Source organism: Streptomyces sp. NPDC002623 (genome assembly GCF_053592635.1).
Window position 1 is genome coordinate 377,794 of record NZ_JBSFWB010000001.1, and the last position, 19,274, is coordinate 397,067.

Annotated in this window: 15 protein-coding genes; 11 read left to right on the forward strand and 4 right to left on the reverse strand. The window is 73.2% G+C overall.

The genetic code is table 11. The annotated features are described in order from the left end of the window. Positions 1 to 195: 195 nt before the first annotated feature. Positions 196 to 1,149 (reverse strand): lytic polysaccharide monooxygenase, encoded by a 954-nt coding sequence (locus ACWD4O_RS01500; RefSeq protein WP_451276284.1) that lies wholly within the window; start codon positions 1,147 to 1,149, stop codon positions 196 to 198. Positions 1,150 to 1,516: 367 nt separating this feature from the next. Here ACWD4O_RS01500 and ACWD4O_RS01505 point away from each other — a divergent pair, with 367 nt between their 5' ends. The 4 genes from ACWD4O_RS01505 (at position 1,517) to cyc2 (ending at position 8,283) form a co-directional block, all read left to right on the forward strand. After that, positions 1,517 to 3,319 (forward strand): S8 family peptidase, encoded by a 1,803-nt coding sequence (locus tag ACWD4O_RS01505; RefSeq protein WP_451276286.1) that lies wholly within the window; start codon positions 1,517 to 1,519, stop codon positions 3,317 to 3,319. Between the two features lie 542 nt (positions 3,320 to 3,861). Continuing rightward, entirely contained in the window at positions 3,862 to 4,512 is a 651-nt protein-coding gene (locus ACWD4O_RS01510; protein ID WP_450945283.1) for a ScbR family autoregulator-binding transcription factor, read from the forward strand. 97 nt (positions 4,513 to 4,609) lie between these two features. Further along, entirely contained in the window at positions 4,610 to 5,785 is a 1,176-nt protein-coding gene (locus ACWD4O_RS01515; protein ID WP_451276288.1) for a damage-control phosphatase ARMT1 family protein, read from the forward strand. A 299-nt stretch (positions 5,786 to 6,084) separates the two neighbouring features. Next, positions 6,085 to 8,283: a germacradienol/geosmin synthase Cyc2 gene (gene cyc2, locus ACWD4O_RS01520; RefSeq protein WP_451276290.1), complete on the forward strand. Its 2,199-nt coding sequence runs from the start codon at positions 6,085 to 6,087 to the stop codon at positions 8,281 to 8,283. Here the strand turns inward: cyc2 and ACWD4O_RS01525 are convergent. Further along, a complete protein-coding gene (locus ACWD4O_RS01525; protein WP_451276292.1) occupies positions 8,269 to 9,015 on the reverse strand; it encodes a CTP synthase C-terminal region-related (seleno)protein in 747 nt (248 codons plus the stop codon). The genes cyc2 and ACWD4O_RS01525 overlap by 15 nt on opposite strands. A 236-nt stretch (positions 9,016 to 9,251) precedes the next feature. On the opposite strand from ACWD4O_RS01525, the gene ACWD4O_RS01530 reads away from it, so the two are divergent. The 4 genes from ACWD4O_RS01530 to ACWD4O_RS01545 all read left to right on the forward strand — a co-directional run bounded on the left by ACWD4O_RS01530 (position 9,252) and on the right by ACWD4O_RS01545 (position 13,393). Further along, entirely contained in the window at positions 9,252 to 10,118 is an 867-nt protein-coding gene (locus ACWD4O_RS01530; RefSeq protein WP_451276294.1) for a LysR family transcriptional regulator, read from the forward strand. 107 nt (positions 10,119 to 10,225) lie between these two features. Further along, positions 10,226 to 10,900 (forward strand): PDZ domain-containing protein, encoded by a 675-nt coding sequence (locus tag ACWD4O_RS01535; RefSeq protein WP_451276296.1) that lies wholly within the window; start codon positions 10,226 to 10,228, stop codon positions 10,898 to 10,900. A 325-nt stretch (positions 10,901 to 11,225) separates the two neighbouring features. Then, positions 11,226 to 12,353 carry an aminopeptidase P family protein gene (locus tag ACWD4O_RS01540; protein ID WP_451276298.1) on the forward strand — a complete coding sequence of 376 codons (1,128 nt, stop codon included), beginning with the start codon at positions 11,226 to 11,228 and terminating at the stop codon, positions 12,351 to 12,353. Positions 12,354 to 12,415: 62 nt separating this feature from the next. After that, entirely contained in the window at positions 12,416 to 13,393 is a 978-nt protein-coding gene (locus ACWD4O_RS01545; protein WP_451276300.1) for a phosphotransferase family protein, read from the forward strand. 7 nt (positions 13,394 to 13,400) lie between these two features. On the opposite strand, the gene treZ is transcribed toward ACWD4O_RS01545, so the two are convergent. After that, positions 13,401 to 15,146 carry a malto-oligosyltrehalose trehalohydrolase gene (gene treZ / locus ACWD4O_RS01550; RefSeq protein ID WP_451276302.1) on the reverse strand — a complete coding sequence of 582 codons (1,746 nt, stop codon included), beginning with the start codon at positions 15,144 to 15,146 and terminating at the stop codon, positions 13,401 to 13,403. 166 nt (positions 15,147 to 15,312) lie between these two features. Between treZ and ACWD4O_RS01555 the strand changes: the two genes are divergently transcribed. The 3 genes from ACWD4O_RS01555 (at position 15,313) to ACWD4O_RS01565 (ending at position 17,900) form a co-directional block, all read left to right on the forward strand. Beyond that, positions 15,313 to 15,864 carry an FHA domain-containing protein gene (locus tag ACWD4O_RS01555; protein ID WP_451276304.1) on the forward strand — a complete coding sequence of 184 codons (552 nt, stop codon included), beginning with the start codon at positions 15,313 to 15,315 and terminating at the stop codon, positions 15,862 to 15,864. Between the two features lie 252 nt (positions 15,865 to 16,116). Further along, positions 16,117 to 17,445, forward strand: a complete 1,329-nt coding sequence (locus tag ACWD4O_RS01560; RefSeq protein ID WP_451276306.1) for a M14 family zinc carboxypeptidase — start codon at positions 16,117 to 16,119, stop codon at positions 17,443 to 17,445. Beyond that, positions 17,442 to 17,900 (forward strand): SSI family serine proteinase inhibitor, encoded by a 459-nt coding sequence (locus ACWD4O_RS01565; RefSeq protein WP_451276308.1) that lies wholly within the window; start codon positions 17,442 to 17,444, stop codon positions 17,898 to 17,900. Before ACWD4O_RS01560 ends, ACWD4O_RS01565 begins: the two co-directional genes overlap by 4 nt. A 76-nt stretch (positions 17,901 to 17,976) precedes the next feature. Here the strand turns inward: ACWD4O_RS01565 and ACWD4O_RS01570 are convergent, their stop codons facing one another. Further along, positions 17,977 to 19,227, reverse strand: coding sequence for a M14 family zinc carboxypeptidase (locus tag ACWD4O_RS01570; protein ID WP_451276310.1), 1,251 nt, complete (start codon positions 19,225 to 19,227; stop codon positions 17,977 to 17,979). Between the last annotated feature and the right edge of the window lie 47 nt (positions 19,228 to 19,274).

A 19,274-nucleotide genomic window follows, 5' to 3' on the forward strand; every position in this document is an offset into this window, starting at 1 on the left:
GCCGAGTGCCGGACGGTCGGAAGAGTGCCGGACGGTCGGATGAGTGCCGGACGGTCGGCTGAGCCATAGAAGCGGCTGAGCCGTGCGAACAGCTAAGTGCCCTACGGATCCCCGAGTGCCCCTGTGGGCAACCGGGCTCCGTAGGGCCGGAGTTCAACGCCGACAGCTCAACGCCGACAGCTCAACGCCGACAGTTCAGTGCCGACGCAGGCGCACGACCAGGGCGGCGCCGCCGGTGAGCACCAACACCGCTGCGGCGCCGCCCGCCAGCATGGGCGCGGACGGCCCTGAGCCCTCCCCGGTGGCGGACGCCACCGGGGTGCTCTCGGGTGTGGCCGCGGCAGCCTGCGCGGGTGTGTCGCCCGAGGCCGCCGAAGCCGACGCGCCGCCGGACGCCGATGCCGAGGTCGGCGTCGGGCTCGTGGAGGCCTTGGCCGTGGCCGAAACAGGTGCCTTCGTCGTCGGCGTGCTCTCCGCCTCGCCTCCCGGCTCGTTTTCCGAAACCGCTTTCGGGAACACCACGTCCGAGCACGAGTAGTACGTGTCGGACGTGCTGCTGTTCTGCCAGATCGTGTACAGCAGCTGACGTCCCGTCCGGTCGGCGGGGAGTTTCGCCGTGAGGTGGTAGGCGCCGTCGGTCAGCGCCGGGTCCTTGACCTGGGCGAACGGACGTTCCGGCAGATCAGCCCAGGTAAGCGGTTCCGACGGGTCGTATCCCGGTTTGGTCAGATACAGCTTGAACGTGCCGGTGTGCGGGATCGTCGACGCGTACGTCATCTTCAGGGTCCCGCCCGGGGAGAGCCGGGTCGACGGCCAGTCGGCGCGGGCGAGGTCGAGTCCCTTGTAGGCGGCCAGACCGCCGCTGCACAACTGCCCGTCGGGGATGGTCTGCCGATCGCGGCCGTTCACGTTCGCCACCCGCAGGTTGTCCCAGGCGGCGAAGGACGTGCCGTTCACGTCGACGGCCGCCCGGCAGGCGGCGGACGAGGCGGCGGCGCCGCCCTCGGGGGAGCAGGCGTACACGCGGCTGGTCGGATTCGTCGGGGCGCCGTGCGCCTGGGCCGGTCCGGCGGCCCACAGGGCCAGCAGGAGCGGGCTCACGGCGGCGGCCGCCAGGGCTGCGGTGCGTTGTGCGGTCGTGCGGGGCATCGGGGACGTCTCCTCGGCCGGCGCGGGAACGGTCTGTCGTCAGTACGGGAACCCGGCCCGGCGCGTTCAGTGCGCCTCCGTACGCCTTTCCTGGCGCACGCCACCGGTCAAAATCGGGCGATCGCTGACCGATCGTGCTCGTCGAGGGTGGGTTTCCGGCCGGATCGAGGGTTTCCCCTGTATCCGTATGACTGATCCTTTGCCTATCGTTCCAGCACAGCCGACCCACAGGTAACCCCGACGGGGTCGGCGCCCGCGCCTGGCCGGCCTTCAGCGCTGCTCTTCGATTCACCCCCCGCCGCTTCGATGCCGAAGCGAATCGACCGCCGCTCCGCTCTGTCCGGAGCCGGCCACGAAAGGCACGCCCTTGCGCACCTCACCCGCCCTGAGACGGAAGCTGATATCCGCCGCCGCGGTCTCCGCCGCCCTGCTCACCGCCGCGTCGACCGCCTCCGTCGCCGCCGCCCAGGAAACCGTTTCCCAGGGTTCCGCCGTCCCCACCGCTCAGACCGAGGCCGCGCCCGGCACCCCGGCCGAGCGCCTCATCGTCGGCTACAAGTCCGGTGCCGCCGAGGCCAGTTCCAACCCGGCCGCCGAGGCCGACGCCGCCGCCAAGGGCAAGGAGGCCGGCGAGGACGTCGACTTCCAGCGCCGTCTCGGCACCGGCGCCGCCCTGGTCGACCTGGGAGAGGACCTGACCAAGGCGGACGTCGCCGACGTCGTCGCCCGGTACCAGGCCGACCCGCAGGTCGCCTACGTGGTCCCGGACCGGCTGAACAAGCCGAAGGCCGACCCGAACGACACCGAGTACGCCAAGCAGTGGGACCTCTTCGAGTCCACCGCCGGCATGAACGTGCCCGGAGCCTGGACCACTTCGACCGGCACCGGCGTCACCGTCGCGGTCATCGACACCGGTTACGTCGCGCACACCGACCTCGCCGCGAACATCGTGAGCGGTTACGACTTCATCGGCGACACCGCGGTCTCCGTCGACGGCGACGGCCGCGACAGCAACCCGGCCGACCCGGGCGACTGGTACAACGCCAACGAGTGCGGCTCCGGCATTCCGGCCAGCAACTCCTCCTGGCACGGCACCCACGTGGCCGGCACCATCGCCGCGGTCACGAACAACGGCAAGGGCGTCGCGGGCATCGCCTACGGGGCGAAGATCTCCCCGGTCCGGGTGCTCGGCAAGTGCGGCGGTTACGACTCCGACATCATCGACGCCATCACCTGGGCGTCCGGCGGCACCGTCTCCGGTGTTCCCGCCAACTCCAACGTCGCCAAGGTCATCAACATGAGCCTGGGCGGCGACGGGGCGTGCACCTCGGCGACGCAGAGCGCGATCACCGCCGCCGTGAACCGCGGTACGACCGTCGTCGTGGCCGCCGGCAACGAGAGCGACAACGTCGCGAACCACTCGCCGGGCAACTGCAACAACGTGATCTCGGTGGCGGCGACCAACCGCACCGGCGCGAAGGCGTCCTACTCCAACTACGGCTCCCTCGTGGACATCTCGGCACCCGGCGGCCAGACCAGCACCGGCACCGCGAACGGCATCCTGTCCACGCTCAACTCCGGCGCCAAGACGGCGTCGAGCGAGTCGTACGCCTACTACCAGGGCACCAGCATGGCCACCCCGCACATAGCGGGCCTGGTCGCGCTGCTGAAGTCGGCGAACTCCACGCTGACCCCGGCGCAGATCGAGACGGCCATCAAGAACAACGCCCGTGCCCTGCCCGGCGCCTGCTCCGGCGGCTGCGGCGCGGGTCTGGCGGACGCGGCCAAGACGGTGCAGGCGGTGAGCGGCGGCTCCACGGGGGGCACCACCTACACCAACACGACCGTGGTCTCGATCCCGGACAACGGTTCCGCGATCGAGTCCTCGATCGCCGTCAGCGGCCGCACGGGCAACGCCCCGTCCACCCTTCAGGTCGGCGTCGACATCACCCACACCTACCGCGGTGACCTGGTGATCGACCTCGTCGCGCCCGACGGAACCGTTTACCCGCTGAAGGCGGCCAGCTCCTCGGACTCCGCGGACAACGTCAGCACCACCTACTCGGTGAACGCCTCCAGCGAGACGGCCAACGGCACCTGGAAGCTGCGCGTCCAGGACACCGCCGCGCAGGACACGGGCAAGCTCAACAGCTGGAAGCTGACCTTCTGAGCGGACTCCCTTCTCGGTCGCCGCGTGCGACGAACGGGCGGGCCGGTCGGTGTGCATCCACACCGACCGGCCCGCCCTACGTCTGTTTCCGATGAGCAAGTGCCCTTTGGCGAGGGCGAGTTGACCGATGGAGCGTCGACGGACGGCCGTCTTCTGGTTCCATGGAAAGCCAACCGGTCGCCCCGTGTTCCGCCCCGGCCGGAAACAGACGGCTCTTCGTTCGCCGAGGGGATCCGAAGCGCACCGTTACACGTGTCGCCCGACCGCTCCAGCGCCTCACTCTCCGGAAACCGCCTCAGAAACCGCGCACCCCGTCTCTTTTGATCGTCTCCGCGACCGTGCCCCGGGTGCCGGTCCTGTGGGAGGCTGGGTCCCGGCGGGCCCGTCGTCGGCAGGCAAGTCGGGGGAGTGCAGGGGGAGTCGGCGATGTCCGGCGGTATTCACGTACCTGGCCGGTACCGCCGTACGGTGAGCTATTGTGTACGCGGGGTAAGAAAAAACGGCATGACCCGTTCTTTACCGGCCCGGGAGAGTATCAGTCGATGGCGAGGCAGTTACGCGCCGAACAGACCCGCACGACGATCATCACGGCCGCTGCCGACTTGTTCGATCGGCATGGCTATGAGTCGACAAGCCTCAGTGACATCGTCGCGCACGCCCATGTCACCAAGGGCGCGCTCTATTTCCACTTCGCGGCGAAGGAGGATCTGGCGCACGCCATCATGGAGTTGCAGTCCCAGGCCGCCCGCCGGGTCGCCGGTGAGATCGACGACCGTGGCTACGCGTCCCTCGAAGCCCTGATTCGCCTGACGTTCGGTCTGGCGCGACTGTCGGTCGAGGGCCCGATCGCCCGGGCCGGCCTACGACTCGCCACCGGGGGAGTGGCCGTCCGGCCGCCCCTGCCGCATCCCTTCGTGGAGTTGCTGGACCTGATCTCCCGGCGGCTGGGCGGCGCGGTCAAGGAGTCCGACATCCACTCGGACGTCGACGTCGACGCCGTGGCCCACTCCCTGGTCTGCTTCGTCGTCGGCACCCGCGTCGTCGGGCGCACCCGCGAACCCGCCGGCCGGCTGCCCCGCCGGACGGCCGAGATGTGGCAGGTCCTCATCCGCGGCCTCGTACCGGTACCGCGCCGACCGCGCTTCATGAGCCTCGCCGCGCGGCTGGAGCGGGAGATCATGGTCATGGCGTGAGGGCCGACCGCGCACCGAGGGAGGTGCGCGCGGCCTGCGTGACCCGCCCGATGCATGAGCGACGTTCGTCGTACGCCCCCGCGATACGGTGAGCCGCATGCACCGTGCCCCCGCCCTGCCCGTGATCCTCGGCAACGAGCCCGGCTCGTTCCCCCACAGCGTCCTGGCCGAACGGCATCCGGCGATCATCCGGCAGGTGCGGGACGCCTTCCCCTACGGTCCCGACATCCATGAGCGCCTGGACGCGCTGTCGGCCGGCTGCGTCAAGGGTGCGATCGAGCCGCTTCCCGCCGACGCGCACGACCGGGATCGGTGGCGGGCCTGGGGTCTCGACGCGTACGCCGGCCGTTCCTGGTTCGATGTGCCCTGGCTGTGGTCGGAGAGCTACTTCTACCGCCAACTCCTCGAAGCGGTCGGCTACTTCGGGCCCGGCCCGTGGCAGGGCATCGACCCGTTCCGCCCTTTCAAGCTCGCCGAGCTCGACGCACCCGAGACCGACGAGGAACTGGCCGTACTCGACACCCTGGAGAACCGCCCGGTCGAGGAGCAGGACCGCGCTCTTCTGCACGGCTCGCTCTGGGGCAACCGTGCCGACCTCGGCTTCCGGCTGTCCGACGCCGAGGCCGAGGAGCGTGCCGCGGTACCGGGGCTGGTCGCCGACGACAGCGAGACGTTGTGGGCGCTGCTGTCGGACAGGGATGCGGCCCTCTGCCTCGTCGCCGACAATGCGGGCCGTGAGCTGATCCCCGACCTCCTGCTGGCCGCCCACCTCCTGGCCCATGGGCGATGCCGCCGGGTCGTCCTGCACGTCAAGCCGTATCCGTACTACGTCTCCGACGCCACGACGGCCGATGTCGTCGACGCGCTCCGGAAACTCACGAGCGCGCGAGGAGCAGCCGCGGACCACGGCCGTCGTCTCTGGGCCGCGATGGCCGACGGCACCCTCACGGTGCGCGCCCACCCGTTCTCCGCCTCCCCACTGCCGTACGCGGAGATGCCGGACGACCTTCGGGCCGAGTTCGCGGCCGCCGCCCTGACGATCGTGAAGGGCGACCTCAACTACCGTCGCCTGGTCGGCGACAGCCGCTGGGCCCCGACGACCCCCTTCGCGGACGTCACCGCCTACTTCCCCGGTCCGGTCGCGGCGCTCCGCACGCTGAAGTCCGACGTGATCACCGGCCTGGACGCCGACACGGAGGCCGCCCTGGTCGCGGCCGAGGGGCAGCGCTGGCGCACCGGCGGAACGCACGCGCTGATCCAGGTGCGGGAGTGAGGCACCGGGCGTCGTCGGCGACCGCGTCGTCGTCCTGTCCCCGGGGCCCGGCTCCCGCGTCGTCCCCGACCCGCCGGTCGAGCTCCCGGTCGAACTCCCTGACGAACGCGACCGGATCACCACCCGGGGCCTGCCCGAGTTCACGGCACTGCGCACGAAGATCGGGCAGGTGATCCGGGGGGCACGCTGACGGACAGGGCAACTCCCGTACGGTTCACCGATTTCCGCCGATTCACGCGATGGTGTGATCATGTGCCGCCCCGCGGATGGCGGTCGGCGCCCCCGGGTAGGGCCCGGCCATGACTCAACCGTTCGAACTCCCGCACTTCTACATGCCGCATCCGGCGCGGCTGAACCCGCATGTCGATCAGGCGCGGCTCCACTCGACGCAGTGGGCGCGCGACATGGGCATGCTGGAGGGGTCCGGGATCTGGGAGCAGGCCGACCTGGAGGCGCACGACTACGGCCTGCTCTGCGCCTACACCCACCCCGACTGCGACGGCCGCGCGCTGTCGCTGATCACCGACTGGTACGTGTGGGTGTTCTTCTTCGACGACCACTTCCTCGACATGTTCAAACGCACCCCGGACCGCGCCGCGGGCAAGGCCCACCTGGACCGGCTCCCGCTGTTCATGCCTCCGGACCTGTCGACCCCCGTGCCCGAGCCGCAGAACCCGGTCGAGGCGGGCCTGCGGGATCTGTGGGCGCGCACCGTGCCGGACATGTCGCAGGAGTGGCGGCGCCGGTTCGCCGTCGCGACGGAACATCTGCTCAACGAGTCGATGTGGGAGCTGTCCAACATCCACGAGGGGCGGATCGCCAACCCCGTCGAGTACATCGAGATGCGCCGCAAGGTGGGCGGTGCGCCCTGGTCGGCGGGGCTCGTGGAGTACGCCACCGCCGAGGTGCCGGCCGCCGTCGCCGGGTCGAGGCCGCTCAGGGTGCTGATGGAGACCTTCTCCGACGCCGTGCACCTGCGCAACGACCTGTTCTCCTACCAGCGCGAGGTCGAGGACGAGGGGGAGAACAGCAACGGCGTGCTCGTCCTGGAGACGTTCTTCGGCTGCACCACCCAGGAGGCCGCCGACACCGTCAACGACATCCTCACCTCCCGCCTCCACCAGTTCGAGCACACCGCCTTCACCGAAGTGCCCGCGCTCGCCCTGGAGAAGGGCCTGCGGCCCGACGAGGTCCTCGCGGTCGCCGCCTACACCAAGGGTCTGCAGGACTGGCAGTCCGGCGGCCACGAATGGCACATGCGCTCCAGCCGCTACATGAACAAGGGCGTCGTCCTCGACGCGCCCTGGCAGAAGCTGACCGGTCCCGGCACCTCCGCCGCCGACGTCGGCGCGCTGCTCGCCTCGGCCGCCGCCGAACGCCTGCGTGCGTACGCGCACGTGCCCTTCCAGAAGGTCGGGCCGTCCCTGTTGCCCGACTTCCACATGCCGTACCAGGTCACGCTCTGCCCGCACCTGGAGGCGTCCCGCCCGCGCCTGACCACCTGGGCGCACCGGATGGGCATCCTGGAGGAAGGCGTCTGGGACGAGGACAAACTCGCCGCCTACGACCTCCCCCTGTGCTCGGCCGGCCTCGACCCGGACGCCACCCCGGAGGCCCTCGACCTCAGCGCCCAGTGGCTCGCCTGGGGCACCTACGGCGACGACTACTACCCGCTGGTCTTCGGTGGGCGGCGGGACCTCGCGGCGGCCCGGCTCACCACGGCCCGGCTCTCGGCCTGTATGCCCCTCGACGGCGAGGCGGCGCCCGTCGTCCCCGTCAACGCCATGGAACGCGGCCTGCTGGACCTGTGGACGCGCACCACCGCGGACATGACCCCCGACCAGCGGCGCACCCTGCGCGACTCGGTGGACGTTATGACCGAGAGCTGGGTGTGGGAGCTGTCCAACCAGCTCCAGAACCGCGTCCCCGACCCGATCGACTACCTGGAGATGCGCCGCGCGACCTTCGGCTCCGACCTCACCCTGAGCATGTGCCGGATGGGTCAGGGGCCCGCGATCCCGCCCGAGGTGTACCGCGCCGGACCCGTCCAGGCGCTGGAGAACGCCGCCATCGACTACGCGTGCCTCACCAACGACGTCTTCTCGTACCAGAAGGAGATCGAGTACGAGGGAGAGCTGCACAACGCGATCCTCGTCGTGCAGAACTTCTTCGGTTGCGACTACCCGACCGCGCTCGGCATCGTGCACGACCTGATGACCCAGCGCATGCAGCAGTTCGAGCATGTCATCGCGCACGAACTGCCGGTCGTCTACGACGACTTCGACCTCTCGCCCGAGGCGCGCGAGGCGATGGGGCACTACGTCGTCGACCTGCAGAACTGGCTGGCGGGCATCCTGCACTGGCATCGCGAGGTCGACCGTTACAAGTCCGGTTACCTGGCCCGCCGCACCCACGGCTTCCTGCCGGACCTCGCGCCGGCCGCACCCGCCCCGTACCTGTCGACGCTGTCGCCGTCCGGACCCTCATACACGGGATAGACCCCCCGGAGCGCTGCGGCGGGTGGCGTGTTCGACGGCGGCTCGCGCCAGCGCCCGGACGACGGAGTGAGGGCGAGCGTCGTCGTCGGACAGCTCCGGCTGGAAGAGGGAGGCCAGGAAGAAGGGATGGCCCGGGAGCTCGGCGATCCGGACATGGCCGTCCTCGTCTTGGCCGCTGAAACGCAGCCCGTGGGCGCGCAGCGTGTCCAGGTGCCGGGAGGGGCCGTACGCGCAGAAGTAGCGCTCGACCGTGCGCTCCGAGCCGATCACGGACCGGGCGAGCGAGCCCGGCTCGAGCGTCACCTCGCCCTCGTGGCCCACGAGCGAACAGGCCAGCGGCTCGATGAGCAGGTCGTCCGCGTCGGGATCGGTCTCGGCGTGCGCCGCCCGCGACAGCCCGCAGACATTGCGGGCGTACTCCAGCAGCGCGTGCTGGAAGCCGGCGCAGGTGCCGAGGAACGGGATGCCCTCCTCGCGCGCCGTACGGATCGCGGACAGCACGCCCGCCTCGCTCCGGTAGGGGCTGCCCGGCACCACCCACACCGCGTCGAAGCCGCGCACCGCGCCCTCGGCCCCCGCTGCCTCGGAGGGGATCCAGTAGGCGTCCAGGACCAGCCGGTCCCGGGCGGCGAGGGCGTCCAGCAGAAGCGGGATCCGGGTGTGCGAGACGACGTTCGGGGAGCGGTCGCCGACCAGGGCGACCCGCGCGATCCGCGCTGTGGAATCGGTCATGACCCTCATCCTGGGAGCACCGTCGCTTCACGTCCAACGATGATTCCTGCACTCTCCATAAGCAGAGCTGATGCAGAGCTGATGCGGAGCGCATGCAGAGCCGATGCAGGACGGACGCAGGCCGTTGCGTCCCTGCGTCCCTGCGTCCCTGCGTCCGTGCCCTCGTGCCCTCGTGCCCCCGTGCGTCCGTGCCCCCGTGCGTCCGTGCCCCCGTGCGTCCCTGCGACCCTGGACGCATGGATCCGCACCTCCTGCGCACCTACGTCACCGTCGCCCGCCTCGCCTCCTTCTCCGAGGCCGCCCGGGAACTCGGCTACACCCAGTCCGCCGTCTCCCAGCACATCGCGAGCCTCGAACAGGACCTCGGCGCAGCCCTGCTCACCCGCCGCCCCGTCACCCCCACCACGGCCGGCGAGCGGCTCCTCGAACACGCGGGACCGCTGCTGCTGCGCCTGGACGCGGCCCGCGCGGACGTCGTCCGGATCGCCTCGGCGCCCCCGCACGGGCTGACGCTGGCCGCCACGCCGACCGCCCTCGGCCCCGCCGCCCTTGCCGCGCTGCCGCCGGCCGGCGTGACACTGCGCGTCCTCGGCCGCGACGACGTACCCGCCGCCGTCGCCGAGGGCGCGGCCGATCTGGGCCTCGTCGACGGCCTGGCCGCGCCCAGCGACCCCCTGCGCCTGCCCGACGTGGCGCCGCTGACCACGAGCGGCGTCGGCGAGGAGCCGGTCGCCGTCCTGCTGCCCGCGAGCCACCCCCTGGCCCGGCGCGGCGGCCTGCGCCTCGGCGACCTCGCCGACGCACGCTGGCTGGACGCCCCCGACGCCGGGCTGCCGCTGGCCCAGCTGCGGGCGGCGGGCGGCGGCCACGGCTTCCGCCCCGCCCTGCGCTACGACGGCGCCGACGTCCGCGTCCTGACCGCCCTGGCCGCCGCCGGCCACGGTCTGACCCTGCTGCCCCGCTCGGCGGCCACAGGCGTCCCGGGAACGGTCGCCGTCCCGCTCGTCGAGCCGCGGGTCGTGCAGCGGGTCGAACTCGTGTACGCCGGTGTGCCGTCGGGCGCCGCGCGGACGTTCGTGGAGGCGCTGTCCACGCGCGCGTGAGACGCGGTACGGGTCGGCCGTACCGCTCCTGACCCTGGGTCAGTCTCACTCGTTCGTGGCTAGTGGTGCGCCGGAGCGCCGGGTAGAGCACCAGCCGGAGGCGATCCATGGAACAGACAGCGTTGCGTCCCAAGCCCATGCCGGGTCAGGAGCCCGGCGGCGGCGCCAGACCGGGCGGCCAGGGCCGGCGTCCGCACGCCGCGCGCCGCCGCGGCCGACGGCTGACGACCCTGCTGCTCGGCCTGTTCGCCGGCACCGTCCTGGTCCTGTCCGGCGTCGGGCTCGGCACCCTGGGGGCGACCGTGATCGGCATGAGCAGGCTGGCCGAGCTGCAGCGACAGGCGGCGGCGCAGGGCGCACCGGGCACACCGGGTTCAGCAGGCGCGCAGGGCTCCCAGAGCTCCCAGGGCGCGCTGGGCGCCGCGTCCGCCCCGGGCCCGTCGAGTCCGTCCGGGCCGCGGAAGTCGTCCGGCTCCCCGGGGCTGTCCGAAGCGGCCCCCGCGTCCCCGCGCCCCGCCGAGGCCACCCTCGGTCTGGAGGCCGTGGACGCGGAGAAGGCGGGCGCCGAGATCGTCGCCGTCCATGTGCCCGGCCCCGGCTACGCGGCGGGCCTGGTCCGCGGCGACGTCCTGCTGGCGTTCGGCAGCACCAGGATCGACTCGGCGACGGACCTCGCGCGAGCGGTCGACGAGGCGCAACCCGGCAAGGCGATCGAGCTGACGCTGCGTCACCGAGGCGGTGGATACCAGCAGTTGACGGTGACCCCGGGCGTCATCACCTGAGAGTGGTCCGAGGCCGGCCCGAGGCCTCCCCGCGGTCGGCCCGCGGTCGGCCCTGGGACGGGCGGGCGGCGCACGGAGCGGCCGGGCCGCCTGTCGGGGCGGGCCGCCGCCGCGGCGCGCCGACCCGAGGACCGCCGTCCTCGCCCGCACTCCCCGGCACGGTCCGCGCCGAAGGACGGCCCACCCGGCCGGGAAACGTGCCGAAACCCTTGTCGACCGGCTCGCGCGACCCCCGTCGGACGGGCAGGATGCTGCCCGTGGTCGTCACGTCAGTGCGACCACGTCCGTCCCACCCCAGTCGCCACGTCCTTCCCGGGAGGCCCGGATGACCGGCACCGCCGCCGCGCCGTTCACCGCCGACGACTACCGGGCCCGCATGGAGCGGGCCGCGCGCGAGGCCGCCGACGCCGGACTCGCCGGACTTCTCGTGGCGCCCGGACCCGACCTCGTATGGCTCACCGGCTACGCGCCCCCCGCCGCCACCGAACGGCTCACCCTGCTCGTCCTCGCACCCGGCCGGGACGCCGTCCTCGTCGTGCCCACGCTGGAGGCCCCCGACGCCGCGAAGGCGGTCGGCGCCCCGGCGCTCACCCTGCGGGACTGGACCGACGGCAAGGACCCCTACGCGGCCACCGCCGACCTCCTCGGGACGGGCGGCCGGTTCGGGATCAGCGACAACGCCTGGGCGCTGCATCTGCTGGGCCTGCAGAAGGCCCTGCCCGCCACCTCCTACGCCTCCCTCACCGAGGCCCTGCCGATGCTGCGGGCGGTCAAGGACGCGGCGGAACTGGAGCTCATGGCGGCCGCGGGAGCGGCCGCTGACGCAACGTTCGAGGAGATCCGGAAGGTTCCCTTCGCCGGGCGCCGCGAGACGGAGGTCGGCGCCGACCTCGCCCGGCTGCTGCGCCGCTTCGGGCACTCCCAGGTCGACTTCACCATCGTCGCCTCCGGGCCGAACGGCGCCAACCCGCACCACGAGGTCGGCGACCGTGTCATCGAACGCGGCGACATGGTCGTCCTCGACTTCGGCGGCCTCAAGGACGGCTACGGCTCCGACACCTCCCGCACCGTCCACGTCGGCGAGCCCACCGACGAGGAGCGCCGCGTCCACGACCTGGTGCGCGAGGCCCAGGAGGCCGGCTTCCGGGCGGTGCGGCCCGGCGTCGCCTGCCAGGAGGTCGACCGGGCCGCCCGCGCGGTCATCGCCGACGCCGGCTACGGCGACCGCTTCATCCACCGCACCGGCCACGGCATCGGCGTCACCACCCATGAGCCGCCGTACATGATCGAGGGCGAGGAGCGGCCCATGGTGCCCGGCATGTGCTTCTCCGTCGAGCCGGGCGTGTACCTGCCCGGCCGGTTCGGGGTGCGCATCGAGGACATCGTCACCGTCACCGAGGACGGCGGCCGCCGTCTCAACGACACCACCCGCGAACTGGTCATAGTGGACTGACCTGGACCGCCCCACCCCCACCAGGAGTTCCCGGCACCCACCCGAACGGCAGCGGCGCGACCATGACCCAGGCACCGACACCCACCCCGGACACCGTCCGCCGACTGGTCCGTGCGCTCCTGGAAGGGGGCGGCGCGAGCGGCTCCGGACCGGAGGTGCGGCCCGTCGCCGAGGACGGCTCCCCGTTCACCTGGTGGGTCGGCGCCCGCCATGTGCTGCGCCTGGCCCCCGACGCCGAGGCGACCCTGCGCCGCCGCCGCGAACTGCGGCTGCGCGACCTCGTCCGCCCGCATGTCCCGGTCGCCGTGCCGACCAGCGTCGCGCACGGCGAGTGGTCCCCCGGGCTGGCCTACACCCTCGACGCCAAGCTGCCCGGCGACACGGCCGAGGAGCACGACGTGTCGGCCGTCGGCGAGGCCGATCTCGCCGGACTGCTCCGCGGGCTGCGCGAGGTGCCGCCCCGGCAGGCCGAGGCGCTCGGTGTGCCGCGCGCCGCCCCGCGCTCCCTGGAGGCGCTGCGCCGGATGGCCGTGGCCGCCGCCGAACGCCTCGCCCGCGCCGACGAGTTCGACCCCGCCCGTCTGCACCAGCTCACCCCGCTCGGCGCCGCGCAGCTCGCCGCCCAGCCCGCCACCGCGGTCCTCGTCCATCACGCGCTGTCCGGCGAACACCTCCTGGTGAGCGCCGACGGCCGGGTGCGCGGCGTCCTCGACTGGACCGCCACGGTCCTCGGCGACCCCGCCGAGGACATCGCCGGGCTCGCCCTCGCGGTCGGCTCCGGCGCCGCCGTCCGCGCCGCCACCCTCGCCGGCTACGGCGTCCGCCCCTGTCTGCGCGGGCTGTGGCTGGCCCGCTGCGACACCGTCGTCCGCCTCGCGGAACACCTCAAACGCCCCGCTCCGGGCCGACCGGACCCCGAAGCCCTCTCCCTGCCGCGCACCCGGCTGCGACGGGCCTGGGAGGCGATCCTGCTGGAACGGGTGACGGAGCTGCGCGAGGACGGCGAGAGCGGGGCGGACGGGCCGGACGAGGAGGGTTAGCCAGGTCTCACTCCTGCTCCAGCACCACGCACGCCTCCCCGGGCAGCTGCAGCAGTCCGTCCGGGCCCGGTACGGCCACCGGCTCCCAGGCGGCCAGCACGCGGGCCGGGCGCGGGCCCAGCGGGATCGCGGCCGGCTCCTTGCCGAGGTTGACGGCCACCCGGACGTCGCCCCGCCGGAACGCCAGCCAGCGGGCCTGCGCGTCATGGGCGACCTTGATGTCGGCCAGGTCGGGATCGGTGAGGTCCGCCGTCGTGTGCCGCAGCGCGATCAGCTCGCGGTACCAGGCCAGCACGCGCGCGTGCGGCTCGCGCCGCGGCTCGGACCAGTCCAGGCAGGAGCGCTCGCGCGTCGCCGGGTCCTGCGGGTCGGGGACGTCCTCCTCGGCCCAGCCGTGCGCCGTGAACTCCCGCCGTCTGCCCCGCCGCACGGCCTCGGCGAGCTCCGGGTCGGTGTGGTCGGTGAAGTACTGCCAGGGCGTGCCCGCCGCCCACTCCTCGCCCATGAACAGCATCGGCGTGAACGGGGCGGTCAGCGTCAGCGCGGCCGCGCACGCGAGCAGACCGGGGGAGAGGGACGCCGAGAGGCGGTCGCCCCGCGCGCGGTTGCCGATCTGGTCGTGGGTCTGGCCGTAGCCGAGGAGACGGTATGCGGGGACGCGGGCGCGGTCCAGCGGGCGGCCGTGGCGCCGGCCGCGGAACCCGGAGTACGTGCCGTCGTGGAAGAAGCCGCCGGTCAGGGTCTTGGCGAGGGCGGCGAACGGGTCGCGCGCGAAGTCCGCATAGTAGCCCTGGGACTCGCCGGTGAGCGCGGTGTGCAGGGCGTGGTGGAAGTCGTCGTTCCACTGCGCGTGCAGGCCCAGGCCGCCCTCCCGGCGGGGCGTGATCAGCCGTGGGTCGTTCAGGTCGGACTCCGCGATCAGGAACAGCCGCCGGCCCGTCTCCGCGGCGAGGGCGTCCACGGCCGTCGACAGCTCCTCCAGGAAGTGGCACGCGCGCGTGTCCGCCAGCGCGTGCACCGCGTCCAGCCGCAGCCCGTCGAACCGGTAGTCGCGCAGCCAGGCCAGCGCGCTGCCCACCAGGTACGCGCGCACCTCGTCCGAGCCGGGCGCGTCCAGGTTGACGGCCGCCCCCCAGGGCGTGTGGTGCGTCTCGGTGAAGTACGGGCCGAACGCGGGCAGATGGTTGCCGGACGGGCCCAGATGGTTGTGCACCACGTCCAGGACGACGCCCAGGCCGAGTTCATGGGCCCGGTCGACGAACCGCTTCAGCGCCTCGGGACCGCCGTACGGTTCGTGCACCGCCCACGGCGACACCCCGTCGTACCCCCAGCCGTGCCGGCCGGGGAACGCGCACAGCGGCATCAACTCCACATGCGTCACGCCCAGTTCGGCGAGGTGCCCGAGCCGCTCGGCGGCCGCGTCCAGCGTGCCCTCGGGGGTGTACGTGCCCACGTGCAGCTCGTACAGGACGGCGCCCTGCAGCGGGCGCCCGGACCACTGCGTGCGCCAGACGTAGCGGTTGTGGTCGACGACCGCGCTCGGCCCGTCGGGGCCGTCCGGCTGGCGGCGCGAGCGGGGATCGGGCCGGACGGGGCCGTCGTCCACCGCGAAGCCGTACCGGGTGCCGTCCGCGGCCTCCGCCTCACCGGTCCACCACCCCGCCCGCTCCGGATCGCGTTCCATCGCGCGCGGGGCGTCTCCGCACCGGAGCGTCACACGTTCGGCCTGCGGTGCCCACACCTCGAACTGCACGGACGGTTCCCCTTCGTCTGTTCACCGTGATGTAGCCCGTCCCGTCCATCGTGCTCCACACGAGATCAATCCGTGTTCGGAACACTCCCATTGGCGCACGCGCGCGTGGGGTGGGCGTTTTCCCGTCTTCTGGACACCCGGGGTCCACTGACCGACAATCACGAGCGTGACGTCGTCTTTCGAGTTCAACACGTATCCCGCGCGGTTGTCGGACGCGGAGCGCGACCACGCGCTGAAGGTGTTGCGCAACGGCGTCGCCGTGGGGCGCCTGTCGCACGACACGTTCATCCGGCGCATGGAGCTCGCGCTCGCCGCCCGCCGCTCCGACGAGCTCGCCGTCCTCACCGCCGACCTGCCCGAGGAGAACCGCTTCTCGCGGGTCGTCCTCGGCGCCGTCGAGGCGGTCTCCGGCTTCACCGTCCGGCTGCGCCGGGCCTGGCAGGCGGAGCGGCTGCCCAAGCTGCTGCTGCCGCACCCGGGCACCGAGCGCGCGCTGCGCATCGGCCGCGACCCCGCGAGCGGCCTGCGGCTGACCCACGAGAGCGTCTCGCGGGTGCACGCCGAACTCAGCCGCCAGGGCGGCGTGTGGGTGCTGCGCGATCTCGGCTCCACCAACGGGACGACCGTCAACGGACGGCGGGTCATCGGCGCTGCCGTGGTCCGTGAGGGCGACCAGGTCGCCTTCGGCCGGATGGGGTTCCGCCTCTCGGCGGACTGACCCCGGACCCGGACCCCGGACCCGGACCCCGGACCCGGACCCCGGACCCGGACCCCGGACCCCGGACCGATGGCCCTGGACTCCGGACCGGTCCCTTGGCGAACGGGCTGTCCGGCCAAGTCCCCCGCGCGTACGGCGGTGTTGACGTACCCCCGACCCATGACTCACTGTGCGTACACCAGATACGCCAGGTGAACCGACGGCGCCGCCTTGTGGAGGTGTGCCCTGCCGCCACTTCTCCGCTACCCGACCGTGGACGAACTCGCGGCCCGCGCGGCCGCGCTCGCGGTCCGCAGCTCCGGGGACGTCCGGTTGCGCCGCGTCGGGGTCTCCCGCGCGGGCACGCCCCTGTGGCTGCTCTCCATCGGCCGGGGCGCCCGCCAGGCCCTCGTCGTCGCCGGACCGCACGCCAACGAGCCCGTCGGCGGCGCCACCGTCCTGCGGCTGGCCGAACGCGTCCTGGCCGACCCGCGGCTCACCGTCGGCGCCGACGCCACCTGGAACCTGCTGCTCTGCCTGGACCCCGACGGTCTGCGCCGCAACGAGGGCTGGCTGTCCGGCCCCTACAGCCTCGGCCGCTACTTCCGGAACTTCTTCCGGCCCGGCTTCCTGGAACAGCCCGAATGGCTGCCCGACGGCGCGGCCGCCGCCGCGCTGCCGGAGACCCGTGCGCTGCTCCGCCTCCAGGACGAACTGAAACCTTTCTTCCAGTGCTCGCTGCACGGCGTCGACGTCGGCGGCGCCTTCGTGGAACTCACCCGTGACCTGCCCGGACTCTCCCGGCGTGTGGCCCACGCCGCCGCCCGCCTCGGCATCCCCCGCGAACTCGGGCCCTACGACGCCCTGTACTGGCCGCGCCTGGCGCCCGCCGTCTACCGGATCCCGCCCCCGCGCGCGGGCGATCGGGCCGCCGCCATCACCGAGGCCGCCGTCGAGTCGACCTGGTACCACCCGCACCGGCACGGCACGGTCACCGCGGTCGTCGAGGCGCCCATGTGGGGCGTAGCGGCCGTCGAGGACGGCTCCCCGCCCGCCGACCGGGACGCCGTGCTGCGCGCCGTGAGCCAGGCCCTGCGCCATGACACAGAGCTGCTGGAACGTATCCTCACGCGGGTGCGGCCCCGCCTCGCCGATCTCCCCGACGCGGACCGCCTGCTCGCCCCGGTCGACGACTATTTACTGGTCTGCCCCGGCCTCGCGGACGCCTGGGACCCCGACACCGCCGACCCGGTCCGCCCGCTCCCGCCGCTCAGCACTGCCCATCTGACCGCCCTGCGCATCGCCGGCCGCCGGATCGCCGTCCGGACGGCGGGCCTGCTGCACCAGCTCGTCACCGGCGCCGGAGCCGACCCCTGCGGCGCGCTGCCCGAGCTGGACGGGCTGATCGACGCGTGGTGCGCCGGCTACCGGGACGACTGCGGAGCGCGCTGGATCCCCGTCGCACGCCAGGCGGAGTACCAGGCGCGGGTCGTGCTCGCCGCGTTCGAGCTGGCCGGACGGCCGCCCGCAGCACCCGCCCGTGCCCGTTCGGGTGAGTCGGACTGGGGTACCCAGCCCGCCGTGCCGATGCACCGGGAATGACGCACTTCCGCAACCCTCTCCGCACGGCGAAAGCCGTCCGGCGCACCCTGTCGGCCGCGGCCGCCCTCCTCCTCGCCACCGGCGCCGCCCCGGCCCTGGCGGCGTCCCACGACGCCCTCCCCGGCAACTGGCTCCAGCTCACCGTCGTCCGCGGCGACGCCCGCTCCAGCGACAGCCGCGGCACCCTCCTGATGTGCGACCCGCCCCAGGGCCACTCCCGCGCCGCCGAGGCCTGCGACGTCCTGGCGAGGGCCGACGGCGACGTCGGCGCCCTCACCGGGGACGGCAGCCGCATCTGCCCGCTCCTGTACGCCCCGGTGACCGTCAAGGCGCAGGGGCAGTGGAACGGACGTCCCGTCGACTACCAGCGCACCTTCGGCAACGACTGCGAGCGGGAGGCGCTGACGGGGGCCGTGTTCGCCCTGGACGACGACGAGCAGGCGCCCGAGGCCTGAGCAGGACAGGCGGCCACGGCGGCCGCGGGCACGCGCGGGTGCCCGCGGCCGCCGTCCGGGTGGCCGCCGTCCGGCTCTACGCCGCCCGTTCGCGCGCGTGCAGGGCCGCCGCCACGACCGTGCGGGACTGATGCTCGACCTGGTGCTCCAAGGGCACCCAACGGGCCCGGAAACGGTCCGCGAAGGCGTCGCTCCAGGTCTCGACGAGCTGCTCCAAGCGCGGGGCCGCGTGGTCGTCGCTCTCCTGCAGGACCCGCCACAGCATCGCGGCCGCCCGCAGCGGCAGCCGGCGCGCGAAGGCGTCCACACTGCCGACGTACGCCATCGTCGTGCCGGCCGGCGGAGTGTGGGTCCAGTCCGCCGCCAGGCCCGGCACCAGCTCCAGCGCCCATCTGGCCGCCCGCAGCAGGGGACCGTCGACGCCCTCCAGCCGCGGCAGCGCCTCGACGAGCACCCGCTCCACCTCCGTGGTGTCCCGCAGCAGCCGTCGCGCCAGCCGCTGGATCGCCGCGGCCGGCGCGGGATGCGGGGCGGGGTCGTCCACCATGTCGCTCGCCCACATCGGCACCTCCACCACCGCGGTCAGACCGCCGTAGCGATGGGCGTGGTACCAGGTGCTGTGCCGTGCGTCGTCCGGCATGCTCGGGTAGGCCGCGTCCGCCCCCGCGGCCGGCATCACGTGCACGCCGGGCCCGGAGGCCGGCCAGCCCGCCGCGTCGGAGGCGCCCGTCTCCACCGGGATGTGCAACTGGGCCGCGGACTTCGCGAACGGCTCGGCGAGGCCCGGGATGTCCTTCGTCAGCTGCACCCAGCTGCCGCCCAGGTCGGTGCCGTGCAGGGTCACCTGGAGGTAGGGCCGCAGCTCGTCGATGACCCGGGTCAGCGCGCGCGTCTCGGGCGGCAGCCGGTCCGGCGGCAGCACGGCGGGGGACCACTCGGGCTGCTCCGGACCGGCCGGCCGGAAGAAGCCGAGGTGGTACTCCAGCAGGCTGCGCGGCGCCGGGGTCACATGCAGACTCGCCCCGTCGGGGTCCGCGCACAACAGGAAGTGCCAGGACGTGCCGTCGCGCAACTCCCGCTCGTACAGCACCCGTTCGGCGAGCGCCAGCAGGGTGGAACCCCCGGTCGGCTCGTTGGCGTGGGCGCCCGCGACGACGAGCACGGCCCGCGGGGCGTGCCCCACGGACAGCAGATGCAGCGGCCGGCCCGCACGGGAGACCCCCACCTGCCGCAGCGCGCACACGCCGGGTTGATGCGTGGCCAACGCCCGGGCAAAGGAGGTCAATTCGATCACCGTGGGGTAGCGCAGCTCCGGCAGGAGACTCACCCCCGTATTGGTCCGCCCGGCCTTCGCATCCGCAGTACCCCACGGTC